The sequence below is a fragment of the Stenotrophomonas sp. SRS1 genome (genome assembly GCF_026130205.1).
GTDB classification, from domain to species: domain Bacteria; phylum Pseudomonadota; class Gammaproteobacteria; order Xanthomonadales; family Xanthomonadaceae; genus Stenotrophomonas; species Stenotrophomonas rhizophila_B.
Map to the genome: position 1 here is coordinate 965,120 of NZ_JAINFD010000001.1, position 20,061 is coordinate 985,180.

The following is a 20,061-nucleotide window of genomic DNA, read 5'->3' on the forward strand; positions in this document are numbered from 1 at the left end:
TCTCTCTGGAGCAGAGCCCCCCTGAGTCAGGGGGGCGCGCCGAAGGCGTGGGGGTCTGGAAGCATGGTTTGCATGGGGCCCACGGTTTGCAAAGCAAACCGCGGGGCGTCAGCGCGAATGCGCTTACGCACCATGCTTACGCACCATGCGAGGCCAGCTGACCCAGGCGCTGCACCGCGACGGAAACGGTCGGGTAGTCCAGGGTTTTCTGCTCGGCCAGCTCGGCCAGCATCGCCAGCGTGAAGCGCAGGCTGCTGTCATCGCGGCCCATCCAGGCGGCGACCTTGGCTTCGGCGCTGCTGCCCTTCATCGACAGGACCTGGGCAGCCAGGTTGCGATGGTGGGCGGCCAGCTCGTCGCGCAGCACGCCACGGGCCACGGCGTGCCAGCGGCCGTTGACCTCCAGCGCGTCGATCTGCTCGAACAGCCACGGCAGCTGCAGGGCGTCGCCCAGGCGGAAGTGGACCTTGGAGACGTCCACCGGCTTGAGCTTGCGGGTGCGGGCCAGTTCGATGATGTCGAACGCCGGCTCCAGGAACTGCAGTTCCGAAAGCTGCTGCGACAACGCCGGCGGCAGGCCCTTGTCCTTCCACTCCTGCACGCTGGCCTCGTAGGCCGGGCGCTGCGAATCCGGCAGCACCCCGGAGGCGTCGCGGATGTCGTTGAACGCGGCCTGGTAGCGGTTGACCGCTTCGGTGATGCCCGGCATGGCGCCCGGGCGCGAGAGCAGCCAGCGCACGAACGAGCGCTGCAGCTTCCAGATCACTTCCAGCGCGTCGATCTGCACCGACTCCGGCAGCGTGCCGTCGAGGGCGTCGATCTGTGCCCACAGCGCGCGTGCATCCAGCGTCTCACGGCTGATCGTGTACGCCTTGGCGACCTCGGCCACGGTGCGCCCGGTGTCTTCCTGCATGCGCATCAGGAAGGTGGCGCCCATCCGGTTGATGGTCTGGTTGGTCACGGCCGTGGCGATGATTTCGCGCTTCAGGCGGTGACGCTCCATCGCATCGGCGTACTTCTTCTGCAGCGGCGTCGGGAAGTAGCGCTGCAGCTCCTTGGACAGGTACGGATCTTCCGGAATGTCCGACTCGAGCAGTTGCTGGAAGGCCACCAGCTTGGAGTAGGACAACAGCACCGACAGTTCCGGACGGGTCAGGCCCTGGCCACGCGCCTTGCGTGCGGACAGTTCCGCATCCGAGGGCAGGTACTCGATCTGGCGATCCAGCAGGCCCTGCTGTTCCAGCGTGCGGATGAAATGCTGCTTGGAACCCAGGCGCTTGACCGCCATGCGCTCCATCAGGCTCAGCGCCTGGTTCTGACGGTAGTTGTCCATCAGCACCAGCGCAGCGACTTCGTCGGTCATCGAGGCCAGCAGCTTGTTGCGCTGTTCGACGGTCAACTTCTTGGCCCGCACCACATCATTGAGCAGGATCTTGATGTTGACTTCGTGATCGGAGGTGTCCACACCGGCCGAGTTGTCGATGAAGTCGGTGTTGAGCAGTACGCCGGCCTGGGCGGCTTCGATGCGGCCCAGCTGGGTCATGCCCAGGTTGCCGCCCTCGCCCACCACCTTGCAGCGCAGCTCGCCGCCATTGACGCGCAGCGCGTTGTTGGCGCGGTCGCCGACATCGCTGTGCTGCTCGCTGGCCGCCTTGACATAGGTGCCGATGCCGCCGTTCCACAGCAGATCGACCGGCGCCTTGAGGATCGCGCTCATCAGATCGTTCGGCGCCATCGACTTGACGCCGTCGTCCAGGCCCAGTGCCTCACGCACCTGCGGGGTGATCTCGATCGACTTCAGCGTGCGCGGGAAGATGCCGCCGCCCTTGCTGATCAGCTTGGCATCGTAATCGGCCCAGCTGGAGCGCGGCACGGTGAACAGACGCTCGCGCTCGACGAAGGTCGTGGCCGCATCCGGGTTCGGGTCCAGGAAGATGTGGCGGTGATCGAACGCCGCAACCAGGCGGATGTGGCGCGACAGCAGCATGCCGTTGCCGAACACGTCGCCGGACATGTCGCCCACGCCGACCGCGGTGAAGTCCTGGCTCTGGCTGTCACGGCCCAGCGCACGGAAGTGGCGCTTGACCGACTCCCACGCACCGCGTGCGGTGATGCCCATGCCCTTGTGGTCGTAACCGACCGAGCCACCGGAGGCGAACGCATCGCCCATCCAGAAGCCGTGCGCCACGGCCAGGCCGTTGGCGATGTCGGAGAACGTGGCGGTGCCCTTGTCGGCCGCCACCACCAGGTACGGGTCGTCCATGTCGTGGCGGACCACGTCCACCGGCGGCACGATCTTGTTGTTGACGATGTTGTCGGTGATGTCCAGCAGGCCCTGGATGAACAGCTTGTAGCAGGCCACGCCGTTGGCGAACACCGCATCACGGTCGCCGTTGACCGGCGGCATCTTGGCGAAGAAGCCGCCCTTCGCGCCGACCGGCACGATCACGGTGTTCTTGACCATCTGCGCCTTGACCAGCCCCAGCACCTCGGTACGGAAATCTTCGCGACGGTCCGACCAGCGCAGGCCACCACGGGCCACGGCACCGAAGCGCAGGTGGGTACCTTCCACGCGCGGGCCGTACACGAAGATTTCGCGGTACGGGCGCGGCTTGGGCAGGTCCGGCACCAGCGCCGAATCGAACTTGAAGCTGATGACGTGGCCCGGACGGCCCTCGGCATCGGTCTGGTAGTAACTGGTGCGCAGGGTCGCATCGATCACGCCCATGAAGCTGCGCAGGATGCGGTCTTCATCGAGGCTGGAGACGCGGTCCATCAGCTTGAGCAGCGCATCGCGCGCGGCATCCATCTGCACGGTGCGGTCGCCCTTGCGTGCATCGACCACGGTCTTGAGCACTTTGAGGGTGGCTTCGTCACCGCCGGCGAGCACGGTCAGGTGCGCGCGCAGCTGGGCCTGGCCCTCGGCGATCGCGTCCTTGCTCTCGTGGCCGGTGGCCGGATCGAAGCGGGCTTCGAACAGCTCCACCAGCAGGCGGGCCAGCAGCGGGTAACGGGTGAAGGTGCCCTCCACATAGGCCTGCGAGAACGGCACGCCGGTCTGCAGCAGGTACTTGCAGTAGCCACGCAGCATCGCGACCTGGCGCCAGTGCAGACCGGCCGCGAGCACGAGGCGGTTGAAGCCATCGTTCTCGGCATCGCCGTGCCACACGCGGGCAAAGGTTTCACCGAAGGCGGCATCGACGCTCGGCGCGTCGATCGCACCCGCCACCGATTCCACTTCGAAGTCCTGCACGTACACCGGGGCGTTGTCGACCGTCAGACGGTACGGGCGCTCGGAGATCACGCGCAGGCCCATGTTTTCCATCATCGGCAGCGCATCGGACAGCGGGATGTCATCCAGCTGGCGATACAGCTTCAACCGCAGGCCATCGCCTTCGTCGCGATGCACGGCCTGCAGGCTCAGACGCAGATCGTCCGGGCCGGTCAGCGCATCGAGCTGGCTGACGTCGTTGGCGGCAATTTCGGTGCTGGAGTCTTCGATGTAGCCGGCCGGCAGTGCCTTGCCGATACGTGCGGCGATGCGCAGGCCTTCGGTTTCACCGTGGCGGGCCACCAGCGCTTCGCGCAGATCGTCCTGCCAGTTGCGCAGCACCTGGGCAAGCTTCTGCTCCAGTGCGCTGGTATCCACTTCCAGGGTCTGGCCAGCCTTCGGGCGCACGATCAGGTGCACCTGGGCCAGCGGCGACTCACCGAGCACGACCGAGCTGTCCACGTACTCGCCCTGCAGGGCGTCCTTGAGCATGGCTTCGATGCGCAGGCGCACATCGGTGTTGAAGCGCTCGCGCGGCAGGTACACCAGCGCGGAGATGAAACGGCTGTACTTGTCGCGGCGCAGGAACAGGCGGCTGCGCACGCGCTCCTGCAGGCCCAGCACGCCCATGGCGGTGCGGAACAGTTCGTCTTCGCTGGACTGGAACAGCTCTTCGCGCGGCAGGGTTTCCAGGATGTGGCGCAGGGCCTTGCCGCTGTGGCTGCTCGGTGCCAGGCCGGACTTGCTCATCACGTATTCGTGGCGCTGGCGCACCAGCGGGATTTCCCACGGGCGGCGGTTGTAAGCGCTGGAGGTGAACAGGCCCAGGAAGCGCTGCTCGCCGATGATCTTGCCCTTGGCGTCGAATTCAAGCACGCCGATGTAGTCCATGTAGCCGGAGCGATGCACGCGCGAACGGGCATTGGTCTTGGTCAGGATCAGCGCGTCCTTCAAGCCGGTGGTGGCATTGAGGCCCTGCGCAGCGAGCGTCTTGACCGGACGTGCAGCGGACTTGTCCTGCCCGCGCATCAGGCCCAGGCCGGTGTCGTTGAGCGGCGCCAGCACGTCTTCCTTGCCCTGCTTCTCCACGCGGTACTCGCGGTAGCCGAAGAAGGTGAAGTGGTTGTCGGCGGCCCAGCGCAGGAATTCCTGCGCTTCGGCACGCGAAGCGGCATCCACCGGCAGCTGGCGGCTGCCCAGGTCGTCGGCCAGGCTCTGCGCCTTGGCACGCATCGCGTCCCAATCGCGGACGATGGCACGCACCTCGTCCAACGCCTTGATGATCGCCTTCTCGACGTCGGCCATGGCGTCGGCCGGCTGGCGGTCGATCTCCAGCAGCATCACCGATTCGGCGGTGCCGTCGCTGACACCGGTCAGCTTGCCGGCCTTGTCACGGGCAAAGCGGATCACCGGGTGACCCAGCACATGCACGCCCACGCCATGCTCGGCCAGCGACATCGTCACCGTGTCGACCAGGAACGGCATATCGTCGTTGACGATCTGCAACACCGTATGCGGCGATTCCCACCCGTTGCTCTTCAGCGTCGGGTTGAACACGCGGACGTTGGCCTTGCCGGACTTGCGCACACGGGCGAATTCCAGCGTGTCCGCTGCCAGTGCGGCCCACTCCTCGGCGCTGTGGTGCGGGAACTCGTCCGCCTCCATGCGCTTGTAGAAGTCGGCGGCAAAAGCCACTGCCTCGGCCTGCCCGGCCGACGGGTAGCGCTTGCGCAAGGCCGTGTACACCGGCTCCAGCGAGAAGCCCACTGGCGAAACAGTCTGCGTATCGGCTGGTTTGGATTTGTTTTTCACGGTCTTGGCTGCTGGTTTTTGCGGTTTCATGACGGAGCGGTGCGTGATGCTCAGTTGGGAAAATGAAATTGTAGGCCTACCGCACAAAAATACCTTGCTGCAGGACGGAATAAGGTCTTTCGGGTTGGGTCCCGTTTACATCGGGCGCTTCAATCCGACGCAGTACGGAGGATCGTGTAGAAGCTCTGCACAGCGCAGCATCGGCCGCTCCGATTGCAACTTGACGTCGGGTATCAAAAACGACCGAAAAACAAGGCTTCTACAATTCTGAACTGGACGGTATAGTCCACCCCGTGACTCCCCCACCCCCCGCCGCCAGCACCCTGGACGCGCGCGATCACCGCGTGTTCGATGCCGTGCGCGAGCTGCTGGCCAGCCAGGGCATGCAATTGAGCATGGACGCGGTGGCACAGCACGCGGGATGTTCCAAGCAGACCCTCTACAGCCGCTATGGCAATAAACAGGAACTGCTCAAGCGGGTGATGCAGCGGCACGTCTGCCGCGCCACCGCCGGGCTGCGCTCACTCGACGGTGACGACCTGCGCGGCAGTCTGCTGCGGTTCGCCAACGACTATCTGGATCACTTCAACCAGCCGCATGTGGTCCAGGCCCGCCGCCTGATCGCCGCCGAGTCCAGTCAGTTCCCGCAGGAAGCCCGTACGCTCTACCAGGACGGTGCCGGAGCCTTGGCACTTCATGTTTCTGAATGGCTGGCAACCCGATCCGCCGAGGGCCAGCTGAGGCATGACGACCCGCACTTCATGGCTGAACTGCTATTGAGCATGATCGCCGGCTTGGATTTCGAGAAACAGCGCTTCCACATCCCCCACCGCGATGACGCCGCCGTGCGCCGCCGCTGGGCAGAATTCTCCGTCGACAGCTTCCTGCGCGCGTTCGCCGCGCCCGATGCAGCCACGGCTTCGTATTCAAACCAACACCGGAGCTTCTCCTGATGATCGCCCCACTCCGCACCCTTGCCCTGACGTGCGCAGTCGCCCTTGCGTTGACCGCCTGCAAAAAGGAAGAGCAGCAGGCCCCGCCGCCGCCGGAGGTGGGCGTGATCGAGGCCAAGCCGCAGACCCTGCCGCTACAGCGTGAGCTGGTCGGCCGTCTGTCGCCGTTCCGCAGCGCCGATGTGCGCGCCCGCGTCCCGGGCGTGCTGCTCAAGCGCGTCTATCAGGAAGGCTCGGATGTGAAGGAAGGCCAGGTGCTGTTCCTGATCGATCCGGCACCGCTGCGTGCAGCACTCAATGCCTCCCAGGCCGAGCTGGCATCGGCGCAGGCCACCGCCGCCAACGCCAAGGCCGCCGCCAACCGCGCCCGCTCGCTGGCACCGCAGGCTTACGTATCCAAGTCCGACCTGGATGCGGCCGAAGCCACCGAGCGCACTGCCGCTGCCGCCGTGCAGCAGGCCCAGGCCTCGCTGGCCAGCGCGCGGATCAACCTGGGCTATGCCGAAGTGCGCTCGCCGATCAGCGGCCGCGCCGGCAAGCAGCAGGTCACTGAAGGTGCGCTGGTCGGCCAGGGGGATGTGACCCTGCTGACCACCGTGGACCAGCTCGACCCGCTGTACGTGAACTTCTCGATGAGCGTGGATGAGCTGACCCAGATGCGCGCGGCGCAGGCCAAGGGCGCACTGGCCCTGAGTGGTGACGGCAAGTCCACCGTGCAGGTGAAGCTGGCCGACGGCACGGTCTATGACCAGCCGGGCACGCTGGATTTCTCCTCGACCACGGTCGACCCGGCCACCGGCGCGGTCTCGCTGCGTGCGGTGCTGCCGAACCCGCAGCAGATCCTGCTGCCGGGTGCCTTCGTCAGCTTCCAGGCGACGCTGGGTGAGCGCAACAACGCCTACCTGGTGCCGCTGCAGGCGCTGCAGCGCGACACCACCGGCGGCTACGTGCTGGTGGTGGGCAAGGACGGCAAGGTCGCCCGCAAGAATGTGAAGAGCGAAGGCCAGCAGGGCAGCAACTGGCTGGTCAGCGGTGGTCTGGATGCCGGCGATCAGGTGATCGTGGCCGGCGTGCAGAAGGTCAAGGAAGGCGAACCGGCCAAGGCCGCCCCGTGGAACCCGGCCGCCGGCAACGGCAATGGCCAGGCGCCGGCGGGTGCTGCTCCGGCAGGGGCCGCTCCGGCGGCTGCCGCCAAACCTGACGCCGCGGCCGCCCCGGCTGATGCCGCCGCCGCAAAGTCCGACGCCGCTCCGGCTGCCGAACCGAACAAGCAATAACGGGAATCCTCCGTCATGCCTAAATTTTTCATTGAACACCCGGTATTCGCCTGGGTGGTCGCGATCCTGATCTCGCTTGCGGGCGTGATCTCGATCCTGGGTCTGGGCGTGGAGTCCTACCCGAGCATCGCGCCTCCCCAGGTGACGGTGAGCGCCACCTACCCCGGCGCCAGCGCCGACACCGCCGAAAAGTCGGTCACCCAGGTGATCGAGCAGCAGCTGACCGGTATCGATCACCTGCTGTACTTCAGCTCCTCTTCGGCCTCCAACGGCCGCGTCACCATCACCTTGACCTTCGAAACCGGCACCGATGCCGATATCGCCCAGGTCCAGGTGCAGAACAAGGTCTCCCTGGCGACCCCTCGCCTGCCGACCGAAGTGACCCAGCAGGGCGTGGTGGTGGCCAAGGCCAACGCCGGCTTCCTGATGGTGGTGGCCCTGCAGTCCGACAGCGCCTCGATCGACCGCGATGCGCTGAACGACATCGTCGGCTCGCGCGTGCTCGACCAGATCTCGCGTATCCCCGGCGTGGGCAGCACCCAGCAGTTCGGTTCCGAGTACGCCATGAACATCTGGCTCAACCCGGAAAAGATGCAGGGTTATGGCCTGTCGGCCACGCAGGTGCTGGCCGCGATCAAGGACCAGAACGTGCAGTTCGCGGCCGGTTCGCTGGGCTCGGATCCCTCGCCGGAAGGCCACTACTTCACCGCGACCGTGTCGGCCGAAGGCCGCTTCAGCTCGCCGGAAGAGTTCGAGAACATCATCCTGCGCGCCAATCCCGACGGCTCGCGCGTGCTGCTCAAGGACATCGCCCGGATCGCCTTCGGTGCGAACAACTACGGCTTTGACACCCAGTACAACGGCAAGCCGACCGGTGCCTTCGCGATCCAGCTGCTGCCGGGCGCCAACGCGCTGAACGTGGCCAATGCGGTCACCTCGAAGATGGACGAACTGAAGCCGAGCTTCCCGGCCGGTGTCAGCTGGTTCTCCCCGTACGACAGCACCACCTTCGTGAAGATCTCGATCGAGGAAGTGGTCAAGACCCTGATCGAAGCGGTCGTGCTGGTGTTCCTGGTGATGCTGATCTTCCTGCAGAACTTCCGCGCCACGCTGATCCCGACCCTGGTCATCCCGGTCGCGCTGCTGGGCACGTTCCTGGGCATGAGCATCATCGGCTTCACCATCAACCAGCTGACGCTGTTTGCGATGGTGCTGGCGATCGGCATCGTGGTCGATGACGCCATCGTGGTCATCGAGAACGTCGAACGCATCATGACCGAGGAGAAGCTGCCGCCCAAGGCCGCCACCCAGAAGGCCATGACCCAGATCACCGGTGCGGTGGTGGCCATCACCGTCGTGCTGGCAGCGGTGTTCATTCCGTCGGCCCTGCAGGGCGGCGCCGCCGGTGAGATCTACAAGCAGTTCGCGCTGACCATCGCCATCGCGATGGGTTTCTCGGCCTTCCTGGCCCTGGGCTTCACCCCGGCGCTGTGCGCGACGTTCCTCAAGCCGACGCACAACGACAAGCCGAACATCGTCTACCGCACCTTCAACAAGTACTACGACAAGGTCAGCAACACCTACGTGGGCCACATCACCTCGGCGGTGAAGCATGCCCCGCGCTGGATGATCCTGTTCGTGGTGCTGACCGTGCTGTGCGGTTTCCTGTTCACGCGCATGCCGGGCAGCTTCCTGCCCGAAGAAGACCAGGGCTACGCGCTGGCGATCGTGCAGCTGCCGCCGGGCTCGACCAAGTCGCAGACCAACCACGCCTTTGCCCAGATGCGCGGCATCCTGGAAAAGCAGGATGGCTTTGAAGGCATTCTGCAGGTGGCCGGTTTCAGCTTCGTCGGTTCCGGTGAAAACGTGGGCATGGGCTTCATCCGCCTCAAGCCCTGGGCGGACCGCGACATCACGGTGCCCGAGTTCATCAACAACATGAACGGCGCGTTCTACGGCATCAAGGAAGCACAGATCTTCGTGGTCAACCTGCCGACCGTGCAGGGCCTGGGCCAGTTCGGTGGCTTCGACATGTGGCTGCAGGACCGTGGCGGCGTGGGCTACGAGCAGCTGACGCAGGCGCGCAACATCCTGCTCGGCAAGGCCGCGCAGGAAAGCGATCTGCTGACCGGCGTGCGTCCCAACGGCCTGGAAAACGCCCCGCAGCTGCAGTTGCACGTGGATCGCGTGCAGGCGCAGACCATGGGCCTGTCGGTGTCGGACGTGTACAGCACCATCCAGCTGATGCTGGCCCCGGTGTACGTCAACGACTTCTTCTATGAGGGCCGCATCAAGCGCGTGACCCTGCAGGCCGATGGCCCGTACCGCACCGGCGCGGAGTCGTTGAACAGCTTCTACACGCCCAGCACGCTGCAGACCAATCCCGACGGCACGCAGGCGATGATCCCGCTGAGCACCGTGGTGAAGTCCGAGTGGGTGTCCGCACCGCCGTCGCTGAGCCGCTACAACGGCTACTCGGCGGTCAACATCGTCGGTTCGCAGGCGGCCGGGCGCAGCTCGGGCGAGGCGATGCAGGCGATGGAGCGGATCGTCAACGACGACCTGCCGGCCGGCTTCGGTTACGACTGGTCGGGCATGTCCTACCAGGAAATCCTGGCCGGCAACGCCGCGACCCTGCTGCTGGTGCTGTCCATCGTGGTGGTGTTCCTCTGCCTGGCCGCGCTGTATGAAAGCTGGTCGATCCCGGTAGCGGTGCTGCTGGTGGTGCCGCTGGGTGTCCTCGGCGCCCTGGCCTTCTCGCTCGCCCGTGGCCTGCCGAACGATCTGTACTTCAAGATCGGCCTGATCACGGTGATCGGCCTGGCCGCGAAGAACGCGATCCTGATCGTGGAGTTCGCGGTGGAACAGCGGGCCGCAGGCAAGAACCTGCGCGAGGCGACCATCGAAGCCTCCCGCCTGCGTTTCCGCCCGATCCTGATGACCTCGTTCGCCTTCATCATGGGCGTGGTGCCGATGGCCATCTCCACCGGTGCCGGCGCCAACGCGCGTCACGCGATCGGCACCGGCGTGATCGGCGGCATGGTGTTCGCCACCTTCCTGGGTCTGCTGATGATCCCGGTGTTCTTCGTGGTGGTCCGCCGCATGCTGGGTGACAAGCTGGACGAACCGTCCAAGGAGTTCCTGGAACGTCAGGGCGAAGCCAACACGGCGCACCGTCCGGATCGTTGATGCACAGGGGCAGCCCCGGCTGCCCCACCGGTAGGTGGCCACCGTGGGTGGTCACGCTGGAATGAAAAAGCCCCGGCGCGAGCCGGGGCTTTTTTGTGTGCGCCGCATGACGGGTAGAGCCACACCATGTGTGGCTGACCGGAGGCACGCATCGGGACCAGGTAATGTCGGCCGCTGGCCGGCTGCTCCGGGCACCTGCCAGACAAGGACCGCCTGGTTGCCGGCCAGCGGCCGGCACTACCAAACGGCCTCAGCGCAGCAGTGCCACCGCTGCACAGGCGACCACGATCGCCAACGACGGCCACTGCATCGGCATGTAGAAGAAATGATGGCGGGCATGCTCGCCCGCCGCGCGCGGGCCGCGATTGAGCACGATGCCGAGCATTACATTGATCGCTGCGCCGATGCCGAATCCGATCAACAGCTGCGCCAGTGAAGTATTGCCCTTGGCAACAGCAGGATCCGGCCAGAGCCACATCAACAGCAGCAGGGCGGCGATGGGGGTGAGCAGGGTCAGGAACCCTGCGCCTCGATAAATAACCATGGGGTAACCTGCAGAACGGGACCGCACATTCTGCACTACCCCACGTGCCGACCAACCGTCTGCACCTACCTTGATCCGACGCTGGAGCGTCCGCAATGCCTCCAGGTCACTTCAGAGGCCCCGGACGGACCAGCGGCGCCGGAAGGGCGCCGCCGTCCCATCGATCAGCGCAGACCGGTCTCGTTACGCGCGATCACCAAGCGCTGGATTTCCGAGGTGCCCTCGTAGATCTCGGTGATCTTGGCATCACGGAAGTAACGCTCCAGCGGCATTTCCTTGGAATAGCCCATGCCGCCGTGGATCTGCACGGCCTGGTGGGTGATCCACATGGCCGCTTCGGAGGCGGTCAGCTTGGCGATCGCCGCTTCGTTGCTGAAGCGCTTGCCCTGGCCCTTCACCCACGCCGCGCGCAGCGTCAGCAGCAGCGCTGCATCCAGCTTGCACTTCATGTCGGCGATCTTGGCCTGGGTCATCTGGAAGGTGCCGATCGCCGCGCCGAAGGCCTTGCGGTCCTTCACGTATGCGATCGTCGCTTCGTACGCCGCACGGGCGATGCCGATCGCCTGCGAGGCGATGCCGATACGGCCGGCGTCGAGCACGCCCATGGCGATCTTGAAGCCCTCGCCTTCCTTGCCCAGCACGTCATCGGCGTCCGCCACGTACTCCTGGAACTCGATTTCACAGGTGGCCGAGGCACGGATGCCCAGCTTCGGCTCGGTCTTGCCGCGGTGGAAGCCGGCCTTGTCGGTGTCGATCATGAAGGCGGTGATGCCACGCGCACCCTGTTCCGGATCGGTCATCGCAAACAGCACGATGTACTTGGCCACCGGGCCGGAGGTGATCCAGCTCTTCTTGCCATTGATCACGTAGGTGCCGTCGGCCTGCTTGACCGCGCGGCAGCGCATGGCCGTCGCGTCTGAACCGGACTGCGGCTCGGTCAGCGCGAACGCGCCGATGGCTTCACCTTCGGCGATGGCGCGAACGTATTTCTGCTTCTGCGCTTCGCTGCCATGGGTCAGGATGCCGTTGCAGAACAGCGAGTTGTTGACCGACATGATCGTCGAATGCGCAGCGTCCCCGGCGGCGACCTCCACCATCGCCAGGACGTAGGCGATCGGGTCCATGCCCGCACCGCCGTAGGCTTCGGGCACTTCAATGCCCATCAGACCGTTCTCGCCGAGCAGGCGGATGTTCTCCAGCGGGAACTCGCCGGTGCGGTCGTGGTGTTCGGCGCTGGGCGCGATTTTTTCCTGCGCGATTCGGCGCGCAACGTCCTGCAGCATCAACTGCTCTTCGGTAAAGCTGAAATCCACAACACCCTCCCGGGTACAGAGTGATAAGGGCCGCAGTGCGCGCGACCCGGTCGGGCGATTGTACCGGGGGGCGGGGAAAGGACGCCTGACTTGACCGCACCGCCGCCAAAGGACGAAAATATCTCTATATCGCGATAGGTAGATATTTATGGATCTCGAGGACTGGTCCGTCCGGCTGAAAGTGTTCGCCGACGCCACCCGGGTGCGCCTGCTGGCGCTGCTGGAACAGGAAGAACTCACTGTGGCCGAGCTGTCGGCCATCACCACGCTGGCGCAGCCGCGGGTGTCCACCCATCTGGCTCGGCTCAAGGAAGCCGGCCTGGTGCGCGACCGTCGCTCGGGCGTCTCGGCGTATTACCGCTTCGATGACGCTGCGCTGGACCCGGCGCAGCGCGCATTGTGGCATGCCCTGAGCACCGGCAGCGACGACCCGCTGCTGCGCCAGGATGCTGAACGCGTTGCTGCCGTCATGGCCAGCCGTGCGGCGGACCAGAACTGGGCCGACAGCGTCGCTGGCGACATGGAACGCCATTATTCCCCGGGCCGTACCTGGGAAGCGCTGGCACGCACCGCGCTGCCGCTGCTGGAAACCGGTGACGTGCTCGACATCGCCTCCGGTGACGGCGTACTGGCCGAGCTTGTGGCGCCGCACGCCAAGCGCTACATCTGTATCGACACCAGCGCGCGCGTGGTCGCTGCTGCCAGCGAGCGCCTGCGCCGGCTGGCCAACGTGGAAGTGCGCGAAGGCGATATGCATGCCCTGCCCTTCCCCGACCAGAGCTTCGACCTGGTGGTACTGATGCACGCACTGACCTACGCGGCCAAGCCGGCCCAGGCCGTCGCCGAGGGTGCGCGCGTGCTGCGCCCGGGCGGGCGCCTGCTGCTGTGCAGCCTGGCCCGTCACGAGCACCGTGCGGCCGTGGATGCCTATGGCCACGTCAACCTCGGCTTCAGCGACAAGGAACTGCGCAAGTTCGTGGAGAAGGCCGGCCTGGTCGTCTCCAGCCTGGAAACCGTGACCCGCGAGAAGCGCCCGCCGCATTTCGAAGTCATTTCGCTGATTGCCAGCAAGCCCTGAGGTCTACCCATGTCATCCCTGCCCTGGCTCCACCCCGACCGCGTGCATGCGCTGGAAACGGCGCTGGCCCAGCGCATCCTGATCATCGACGGCGCCATGGGCACGATGATCCAGCGGCATGGGCTGGAAGAGGACGATTACCGCGGCGCGCGTTTCGCCGGCGGTTACGACCACCAGCACGGGGCCGGCTGCGATCATGGCGCGACCGGTGACACGCCGCAGGGGCATGACCTGAAGGGCAACAACGACCTGCTGTTGCTGACCCGCCCGGAGGTGATCGGCGGCATCCATACCGCGTACCTGGAGGCCGGCGCCGATCTGGTCGAGACCAATACGTTCAATGCGACCTCGGTCAGCCAGGCCGACTACCACCTTGAACACCTGGTCTACGAGCTCAACAAAGCCGGTGCTGCAGTGGCGCGTGCCTGCTGCGATGCAGTCGCGGCGACCACGCCGGGCAAACCGCGCTTCGTGATCGGCGTGCTCGGCCCGACCAGCCGCACCGCGTCGATCAGCCCGGACGTGAACGATCCCGGCTTCCGCAATACCAGCTTCGATGCGCTGCGCGAGACCTACCGCGAAGCCATCGATGGCCTGATCGACGGTGGCGCCGACACCCTGATGGTGGAAACCATCTTCGATACGCTCAACGCCAAGGCCGCGCTGTTCGCCATCGAAGAAGTGTTCGATGCGCGCGGTGGTCGACTGCCGGTGATGATCTCCGGCACGATCACCGATGCCTCCGGCCGCACCCTCTCCGGGCAGACGGCCGAGGCGTTCTACGCCTCGGTCGCGCATGGCCGGCCGCTGTCGATCGGGCTGAACTGCGCGCTCGGCGCCAGCGACATGCGGCCCCACGTGGAGACATTGTCCACTGTGGCCGAGTGTCTGGTCAGCGCGCATCCCAATGCCGGCCTGCCCAATGCCTTCGGCGAGTACGACGAAACCCCGGAAGAAATGGCCACCACGCTGCGCGAGTTCGCCAGCGCCGGTCTGCTCAACCTCGTGGGCGGCTGCTGCGGCACCACCCCGGCGCACATCCGCGCGATTGCCGAAGCGGTGGCCGATCTGCCGCCGCGCCGCCTGCCCGCACCACCGCTGGAAGACGCGGCATGACCGCATCCGCCCCACGCTCCCGTTGTCGTTGACCCTCCTCCGCCAGCCCGTGCCAGCCTGCCCATGACGTCTTCCCGCCCTACCCGCCTGTCCGGTCTCGAGCCGCTGGTCATCACCCCCGACCTGCTGTTCGTCAACATCGGTGAGCGCACCAACGTCACCGGCAGCGCGCAGTTCCGCAAGCTGGTGAAGGAAGAGCGCTATGAAGAGGCGGTGGAAGTGGCGCGCCAGCAGGTCGCCAACGGCGCGCAGATTCTCGACGTCAACATGGACGAGGGTCTGATCGATTCCGAAAAGGCGATGACGCGCTACCTCAACCTGATCATGTCCGAGCCGGACATCGCCCGGATTCCGGTGATGGTCGACTCCTCCAAGTGGAGCGTGATCGAAGCGGGGCTGAAGTGCCTGCAGGGCAAGAGCGTGGTCAACTCGATCTCGCTCAAGGAAGGCGAAGCGCAGTTCATCGAACAGGCACGCAAGGTGCTGCGTTACGGCGCGGCTGCCGTGGTGATGGCCTTTGATGAAGAGGGCCAGGCCGATACCTGCGCGCGCAAGGTCGAGATCTGCACCCGCGCCTACCGGGTCCTGACCGAGCAGGTCGGCTTCCCGCCGCAGGACATCATCTTCGACCCGAACATCTTCGCCGTCGCCACCGGCATCGAAGAGCACGACAACTACGCGGTCGACTTCATCGAAGCCACCCGCATCATCAAGCGGACGTTGCCGCACTGCCATGTTTCCGGCGGCGTCTCCAACGTGTCGTTCTCGTTCCGCGGCAATGAAACCGTGCGACAGGCGATCCACTCGGTATTCCTGTTCCATGCCATCGGCGCGGGTATGGACATGGGCATCGTCAATGCCGGCGCGATGCCAATCTACGATGACCTGGACCCCGAGCTGCGCGAGCGCGTGGAGGATGTGATCCTCAACCGCCGCAGCGATGGCACCGAACGCCTGCTGGAGATCGCCGAGCGCTACAAGGGCAAGAAGGGCGAAGTGCGCGGCGAAGACCTGGCCTGGCGCGAGAAGCCGGTCAATGACCGCCTTGCCCATGCGCTCGTGCACGGCATGGATGCGTGGGTCGAGCAGGACACCGAAGAAGCGCGTGCGCGCTCCACCCGTCCGCTGGATGTGATCGAAGGGCCGCTGATGGACGGCATGAACATCGTGGGCGACCTGTTTGGCGCCGGCAAGATGTTTCTGCCGCAGGTGGTCAAATCCGCACGCGTGATGAAGAAAGCGGTGGCCTACCTGCTGCCGTACATCGAGGCGGAAAAGGCCCGCAGCGGCGACACCGCCAAGAGCAACGGCAAGATCATCATGGCCACGGTCAAGGGTGACGTGCACGACATCGGCAAGAACATCGTCGGCGTGGTCCTGGCCTGCAACAACTTCGACGTGATCGATCTGGGCGTGATGGTGCCGGCGCAGAAGATCCTGGATGCCGCGCGCGCCGAGAACGCGGACATCATCGGCCTGTCCGGCCTGATCACGCCTTCGCTGGAAGAGATGAGCCACGTCGCCCGCGAGATGGAGCGCCAGGGCTTCACGATGCCGCTGATGATCGGCGGCGCGACTACCTCGCGCGCGCACACCGCACTGAAGATCGACCCGCACTACAAGGCGCCCACGGTGTGGGTGAAGGACGCCTCGCGCGCGGTCGGCGTGGCGCAATCGCTGATTTCGCGTGAGCTGCGCGATGCGTTCGTGGCCGCCAACGAGGCCGACTACGCCGACATCCGCCAACGCCACCGCAATCGTGGCGACGCCAAGCGGTTGGTCACCCTCGCAAAGGCACGCGCCCAGCGGTTCGTGGGCGACTGGGCCACCTACACACCGCCGGCGCCGCGCAAGCCGGGCCTGCATGTGCTCGATGATTACCCACTGGCTGACCTGGTCGAGGTGATCGACTGGACCCCGTTCTTCCAGGCCTGGGAACTGGCCGGCAAGTTCCCGGCGATCCTCACCGATGAAATCGTCGGCCCGCAGGCCACCGATCTGTACAAGGATGCCCGCGCGATGCTCACGCGCATCGTCGAGGAGAAGTGGCTGACCGCCAAGGCCGTGTTCGGCCTGTGGCCGGCCAACAGCGTTGGCGATGACGTGCACCTGCGTACCGACAATGGCCCGGCCGTGCTGCACTTCCTGCGTCAGCAGGTGGACAAGCCGGTCGAGCGCCCGGATTTCTGCCTGGCCGATTTCATCGCCCCGGCCGACAGCGGCAAGCAGGACTGGATCGGCGCGTTCGCGGTGACCGCCGGCATCGGCATCGACCCGCACGTGGCCCGCTTCGAGGCCGACCACGACGACTACAACGCGATCCTGCTCAAGGCGCTGGCCGACCGCCTGGCCGAGGCCCTGGCCGAGCGCCTGCACCAGCACGTGCGCATGGATTACTGGGGCTACCAGCCCGATGAGCAGCTGGACAACGAATCGCTGATCGCCGAGAAGTACGCCGGCATCCGCCCTGCGCCCGGCTACCCGGCCTGCCCCGAGCACAGCGAGAAAGCCACGCTGTTCCGCTTGCTGGATGCCGAGCGCAACGCGGACATGCAGCTGACCGAGAGCTTTGCGATGCTGCCCACCGCGGCGGTGTCGGGCTACTACTTCAGCCACCCGCAGAGCCAATATTTCGTGGTCGGCCGTGTCACCCGCGAGCAGGTCGCCGACTATGCCAAACGCAAAGGCGTGGACCGCGTGCAGGCCGAGCGATGGCTGGCCTCCAACCTGGATTACGATCCGGAATGAGTGTGTCACCCGGCCCACGGCCGGGTGCTACCGGCATAATGCACGGGTAGGCACCCACTGTTGGCGGGTGCGCGCCCTCCGAGATCCCGCATGACCGCCCTCCCCCGCGACGCCGTACCGGCCGTCCGCCTGTCCTCGTTCTACCTGTTCTACTACGCCGCTCTGGGCGCGTTCACACCGTACTGGTCGTTGTTCCTGACCTCGCGCGGCATGAGCGTGACCGCGATCAGCGTGATGATGGGCATCTGGTACGCCACCCGCATCGTGGCCCCCACGACCTGGACCTCCCTCGCCGCCGCCTCGCCGCGCCCGATCTTCTGGCTGCGGCTGGGCTGCGTGCTCACCCTGCTGACCTTCTGCGCGTTCCTGCTGCCGTTGCCGCAGCCGTGGCTGTACCCGGCGATGATCGCGTTCTGTTTCTTCTACAACGCGGTGATGCCGCAGTTCGAATCCATCACGCTGACCCACCTGGGCAGCGACAGCCACCGCTACGGCCTGATCCGGGTATGGGGCTCGCTCGGCTTCATCGCGGTGGTGATGCTGTTCGGCTGGATCATCGAAGGTGACGGGGGTGCCGGCAATGCGCATCTGCTGCCGTGGCTCATGCTGCCGCTGTTTGGCCTTCTCACCGCCTCGGGCTTTGCCAACCACTACGCACGCAACCTGCAGCGCAGCGACGGCGACGCGAGCGGGTTCTGGGCAATCGTGCGCAAGCCGCAGGTGTTGGCGTTCTTCCTGGCCGCCTTCATGGAGCAGCTCTCGTTCGGCCCCTACTACACGTTCTTCTCGGTCTACATGGATCACCACGGCTATGCGACCTCCACGCTGGGCGTGCTGTGGACGGTCGGGGTGGTGTTCGAAGTGGGTGTGTTCTTCACCATCGGCCGCTTCTTCCGCCGCTATGACGCCAGCTGGATGCTGCTGATCGCCCTGCTCAGTTCCACGGTGCGCTGGGCGGTGACCGCGCTGTTCCCGGAGAACCTGCCGGTGATGCTCCTCGCCCAGACTGCGCATGCGCTCGGTTTTGCCGCCTTCTTCGCCGCCGCGATGCAGATGCTGGCGACCTACTTCCCCGGCCGCCTCAACGGCCATGGCCAGGGCTTGTTGTACGGTTTCTCCTCCGGGGTGGGCGGCGTGCTCGGCGCGCTGATCGCGGGCCAGTTGTGGCCGATCGATCAGGGCCGTACCGCGTTCCTCGCGGGCAGTGGCTTTGCATTGGCTGGCGCCCTGCTGTGCTTCTTTGTGATCAGTCTGCCGCTGCTGCGGGCGCGCACGCGCTGATCGTCCGCTCCCGGGCGTACCGGCCACAGTCCGGCAACACGATCCTCCGGATGGGGTAGGCTCAGGGCTCCCCCTGACTGGAGCCGCTGATGCGACCGACCCGCCTGTGGGCGCTGCTGCTTGCCGCCACCACTGCCCTGCCCGCCGCGGCCGAGCCGATCCTGTTTGAAAATGCGCGCGTCTTCGATGGCACCCGCGACCTCGGCATCACGCCAGTGCTGATCGACGGCGCGCGGATCGTGCATGTCGGCACGCCGCTGCCGGCGGCCGCCACGGGTGCGCGCCGCATCGATTACACCGGCAAGACCCTGTTGCCCGGCCTGGTCAGCGACCATGCCCACGTCGGCAATACGCAGGGGCTGGAGCACGGTGACCGTTTCTACACCCATGACAACGTGGTGCGCGACCTGCGCCAGTTCCAGCGCTACGGCATCACCACGGTGACCGCGCTGGGCATGAACGGCGCGGACTTTTTCGCCATCCGCAACGCGGTGAACACCGATCCCGGCCTGGGCGCACAGCTGTATGGTGCCGGCGGCGGTATCGGCGCCCCGGAGGGTGCGCCGCCGGCCGACACCATGGGCCTGAGCCACGATCCGGTGGCACGCCCGCGCAACGCCGAAGAAGCACGCGCGGCCGTGGCCATCCAGCATGCCGATGGGGTGGACCTGATCAAGCTGTGGGTGGACGACCTCGGTGGCAAGCGCCCGATGATGACCCCGGAGGTGTATCGCGCCGCCATCGCCGAAGCGCATGCGCGCGGGCTCAAGGTCGCCGCGCACATCCACGATCTGGAGCAGGCCCGCGACCTGGTCGATGCCAAGGTCGACATCCTCGCCCACGGTATCCGCGACCGGGCGGTGGACCCGATGCTGGCGCGGAAGATGCGCGGCCAGGGCACCTGGTACATCCCCACGATCGCCATCGACGAGGCGAACTACGGGTATGCCGAGCATCCGCTGGCATTGCAGCAGCCCTTCGTGCGCCAGGCACTGCACGCCGATGTGCTGGCGCGCTGGTCGCAGCCGGAGTGGCAGCGTGCGCAACTGGCCGGCAGTGGGGTGGCCGCCGCACGCAAGGCGGTCGCGACCAATCTCGACAACGTGCGTCGCCTGCATGCGGCCGGGGTGAAGCTCGGCTTCGGCACCGATGCCGGCGCGATGCCGCAGCGGGTGATCGGCGTGGCCGAACACCGCGAACTGCAGCTGCTGGTGGAGGCCGGGCTGACGCCCTCCGACGCCTTGCAGGTCGCCACCACGCAGGCGGCAGCCTTGCTGGGGCTGACCGACCGCGGCCGCATTGCCGCGGGCAAGCGCGCCGACCTGCTGGTGCTCGATGCCGATCCGCTGCTGGATATCGCCAACACGCAGCGCATTGGTGCGGTCTGGCAGGCCGGTCAGGAAGTCGCCGGGCCGATCACGGAGTAACGCGATCCGGGGGCGCTGCGATGCCAGCGCCCCATTGCTGCCATCGGCCCTG

The 20,061-nt window shown here is 66.1% G+C and carries 10 protein-coding genes and 1 pseudogene; 8 read left to right on the forward strand and 3 right to left on the reverse strand.

What is annotated here, in order from left to right:
• Window positions 1–136 precede the first annotated feature (136 nt).
• Window positions 137–5,029, reverse strand: a pseudogene (locus K4043_RS04270) (NAD-glutamate dehydrogenase domain-containing protein); the annotation flags it as partial.
• 347 nt (window positions 5,030–5,376) lie between these two features.
• Here K4043_RS04270 and K4043_RS04275 point away from each other — a divergent pair.
• From K4043_RS04275 to K4043_RS04285, 3 genes are read left to right on the forward strand one after another with little or no spacing between them, the layout of a single operon-like run.
• Window positions 5,377–6,036, forward strand: a complete 660-nt coding sequence (locus K4043_RS04275; protein ID WP_265308316.1) for a TetR/AcrR family transcriptional regulator — start codon at window positions 5,377–5,379, stop codon at window positions 6,034–6,036.
• Window positions 6,036–7,313 (forward strand): efflux RND transporter periplasmic adaptor subunit, encoded by a 1,278-nt coding sequence (locus K4043_RS04280; RefSeq protein ID WP_123730818.1) that lies wholly within the window; start codon window positions 6,036–6,038, stop codon window positions 7,311–7,313. Before K4043_RS04275 ends, K4043_RS04280 begins: the two co-directional genes overlap by 1 nt.
• 15 nt (window positions 7,314–7,328) lie before the next feature.
• The gene (locus K4043_RS04285; RefSeq protein ID WP_265308317.1) at window positions 7,329–10,502 is read left to right on the forward strand and encodes a multidrug efflux RND transporter permease subunit; all 3,174 of its coding nucleotides are present in this window, start codon (window positions 7,329–7,331) and stop codon (window positions 10,500–10,502) included.
• A gap of 250 nt (window positions 10,503–10,752) precedes the next feature.
• On the opposite strand, the gene K4043_RS04290 is transcribed toward K4043_RS04285, so the two are convergent.
• Both K4043_RS04290 and K4043_RS04295 read right to left on the reverse strand, forming a co-directional pair.
• Window positions 10,753–11,046, reverse strand: a complete 294-nt coding sequence (locus K4043_RS04290; RefSeq protein WP_265308318.1) for a hypothetical protein — start codon at window positions 11,044–11,046, stop codon at window positions 10,753–10,755.
• Window positions 11,047–11,210: 164 nt separating this feature from the next.
• Window positions 11,211–12,359 carry an acyl-CoA dehydrogenase family protein gene (locus K4043_RS04295; protein ID WP_123730816.1) on the reverse strand — a complete coding sequence of 383 codons (1,149 nt, stop codon included), beginning with the start codon at window positions 12,357–12,359 and terminating at the stop codon, window positions 11,211–11,213.
• Window positions 12,360–12,507: 148 nt separating this feature from the next.
• Here K4043_RS04295 and K4043_RS04300 point away from each other — a divergent pair, with 148 nt between their 5' ends.
• From K4043_RS04300 to K4043_RS04320, 5 genes are all read left to right on the forward strand, one after another.
• Window positions 12,508–13,437 carry a metalloregulator ArsR/SmtB family transcription factor gene (locus K4043_RS04300; RefSeq protein ID WP_121037902.1) on the forward strand — a complete coding sequence of 310 codons (930 nt, stop codon included), beginning with the start codon at window positions 12,508–12,510 and terminating at the stop codon, window positions 13,435–13,437.
• A gap of 9 nt (window positions 13,438–13,446) precedes the next feature.
• Window positions 13,447–14,553: a homocysteine S-methyltransferase family protein gene (locus K4043_RS04305; protein ID WP_265308319.1), complete on the forward strand. Its 1,107-nt coding sequence runs from the start codon at window positions 13,447–13,449 to the stop codon at window positions 14,551–14,553.
• Window positions 14,554–14,616: 63 nt separating this feature from the next.
• Window positions 14,617–17,301 carry a methionine synthase gene (gene metH / locus K4043_RS04310; protein ID WP_265308320.1) on the forward strand — a complete coding sequence of 895 codons (2,685 nt, stop codon included), beginning with the start codon at window positions 14,617–14,619 and terminating at the stop codon, window positions 17,299–17,301.
• Between the two features lie 90 nt (window positions 17,302–17,391).
• Complete coding sequence (locus K4043_RS04315) at window positions 17,392–18,582, forward strand: MFS transporter (RefSeq protein ID WP_265308321.1); 1,191 nt, start codon at window positions 17,392–17,394, stop codon at window positions 18,580–18,582.
• Window positions 18,583–18,671: 89 nt separating this feature from the next.
• On the forward strand, window positions 18,672–20,009 hold the full coding sequence (locus tag K4043_RS04320) for an amidohydrolase family protein (protein ID WP_265308322.1): 1,338 nt from the start codon (window positions 18,672–18,674) through the stop codon (window positions 20,007–20,009).
• Window positions 20,010–20,061 lie beyond the last annotated feature (52 nt).

Excerpts from the sequence above, each read along its gene's own strand:
- K4043_RS04280 (WP_123730818.1), top strand. The coding sequence starts at position 6,036 with ATGATCGCCCCACTCCGCACCCTTGCCCTGACGTGCGCAGTCGCCCTT.
- K4043_RS04320 (WP_265308322.1), top strand. The coding sequence starts at position 18,672 with ATGCGACCGACCCGCCTGTGGGCGCTGCTGCTTGCCGCCACCACTGCC.
- K4043_RS04315 (WP_265308321.1), top strand. The coding sequence starts at position 17,392 with ATGACCGCCCTCCCCCGCGACGCCGTACCGGCCGTCCGCCTGTCCTCG.
- K4043_RS04285 (WP_265308317.1), top strand. The coding sequence starts at position 7,329 with ATGCCTAAATTTTTCATTGAACACCCGGTATTCGCCTGGGTGGTCGCG.
- K4043_RS04305 (WP_265308319.1), top strand. The coding sequence starts at position 13,447 with ATGTCATCCCTGCCCTGGCTCCACCCCGACCGCGTGCATGCGCTGGAA.
- metH (WP_265308320.1), top strand. The coding sequence starts at position 14,617 with ATGACGTCTTCCCGCCCTACCCGCCTGTCCGGTCTCGAGCCGCTGGTC.
- K4043_RS04300 (WP_121037902.1), top strand. The coding sequence starts at position 12,508 with ATGGATCTCGAGGACTGGTCCGTCCGGCTGAAAGTGTTCGCCGACGCC.
- K4043_RS04290 (WP_265308318.1), bottom strand. The coding sequence starts at position 11,046 with ATGGTTATTTATCGAGGCGCAGGGTTCCTGACCCTGCTCACCCCCATC.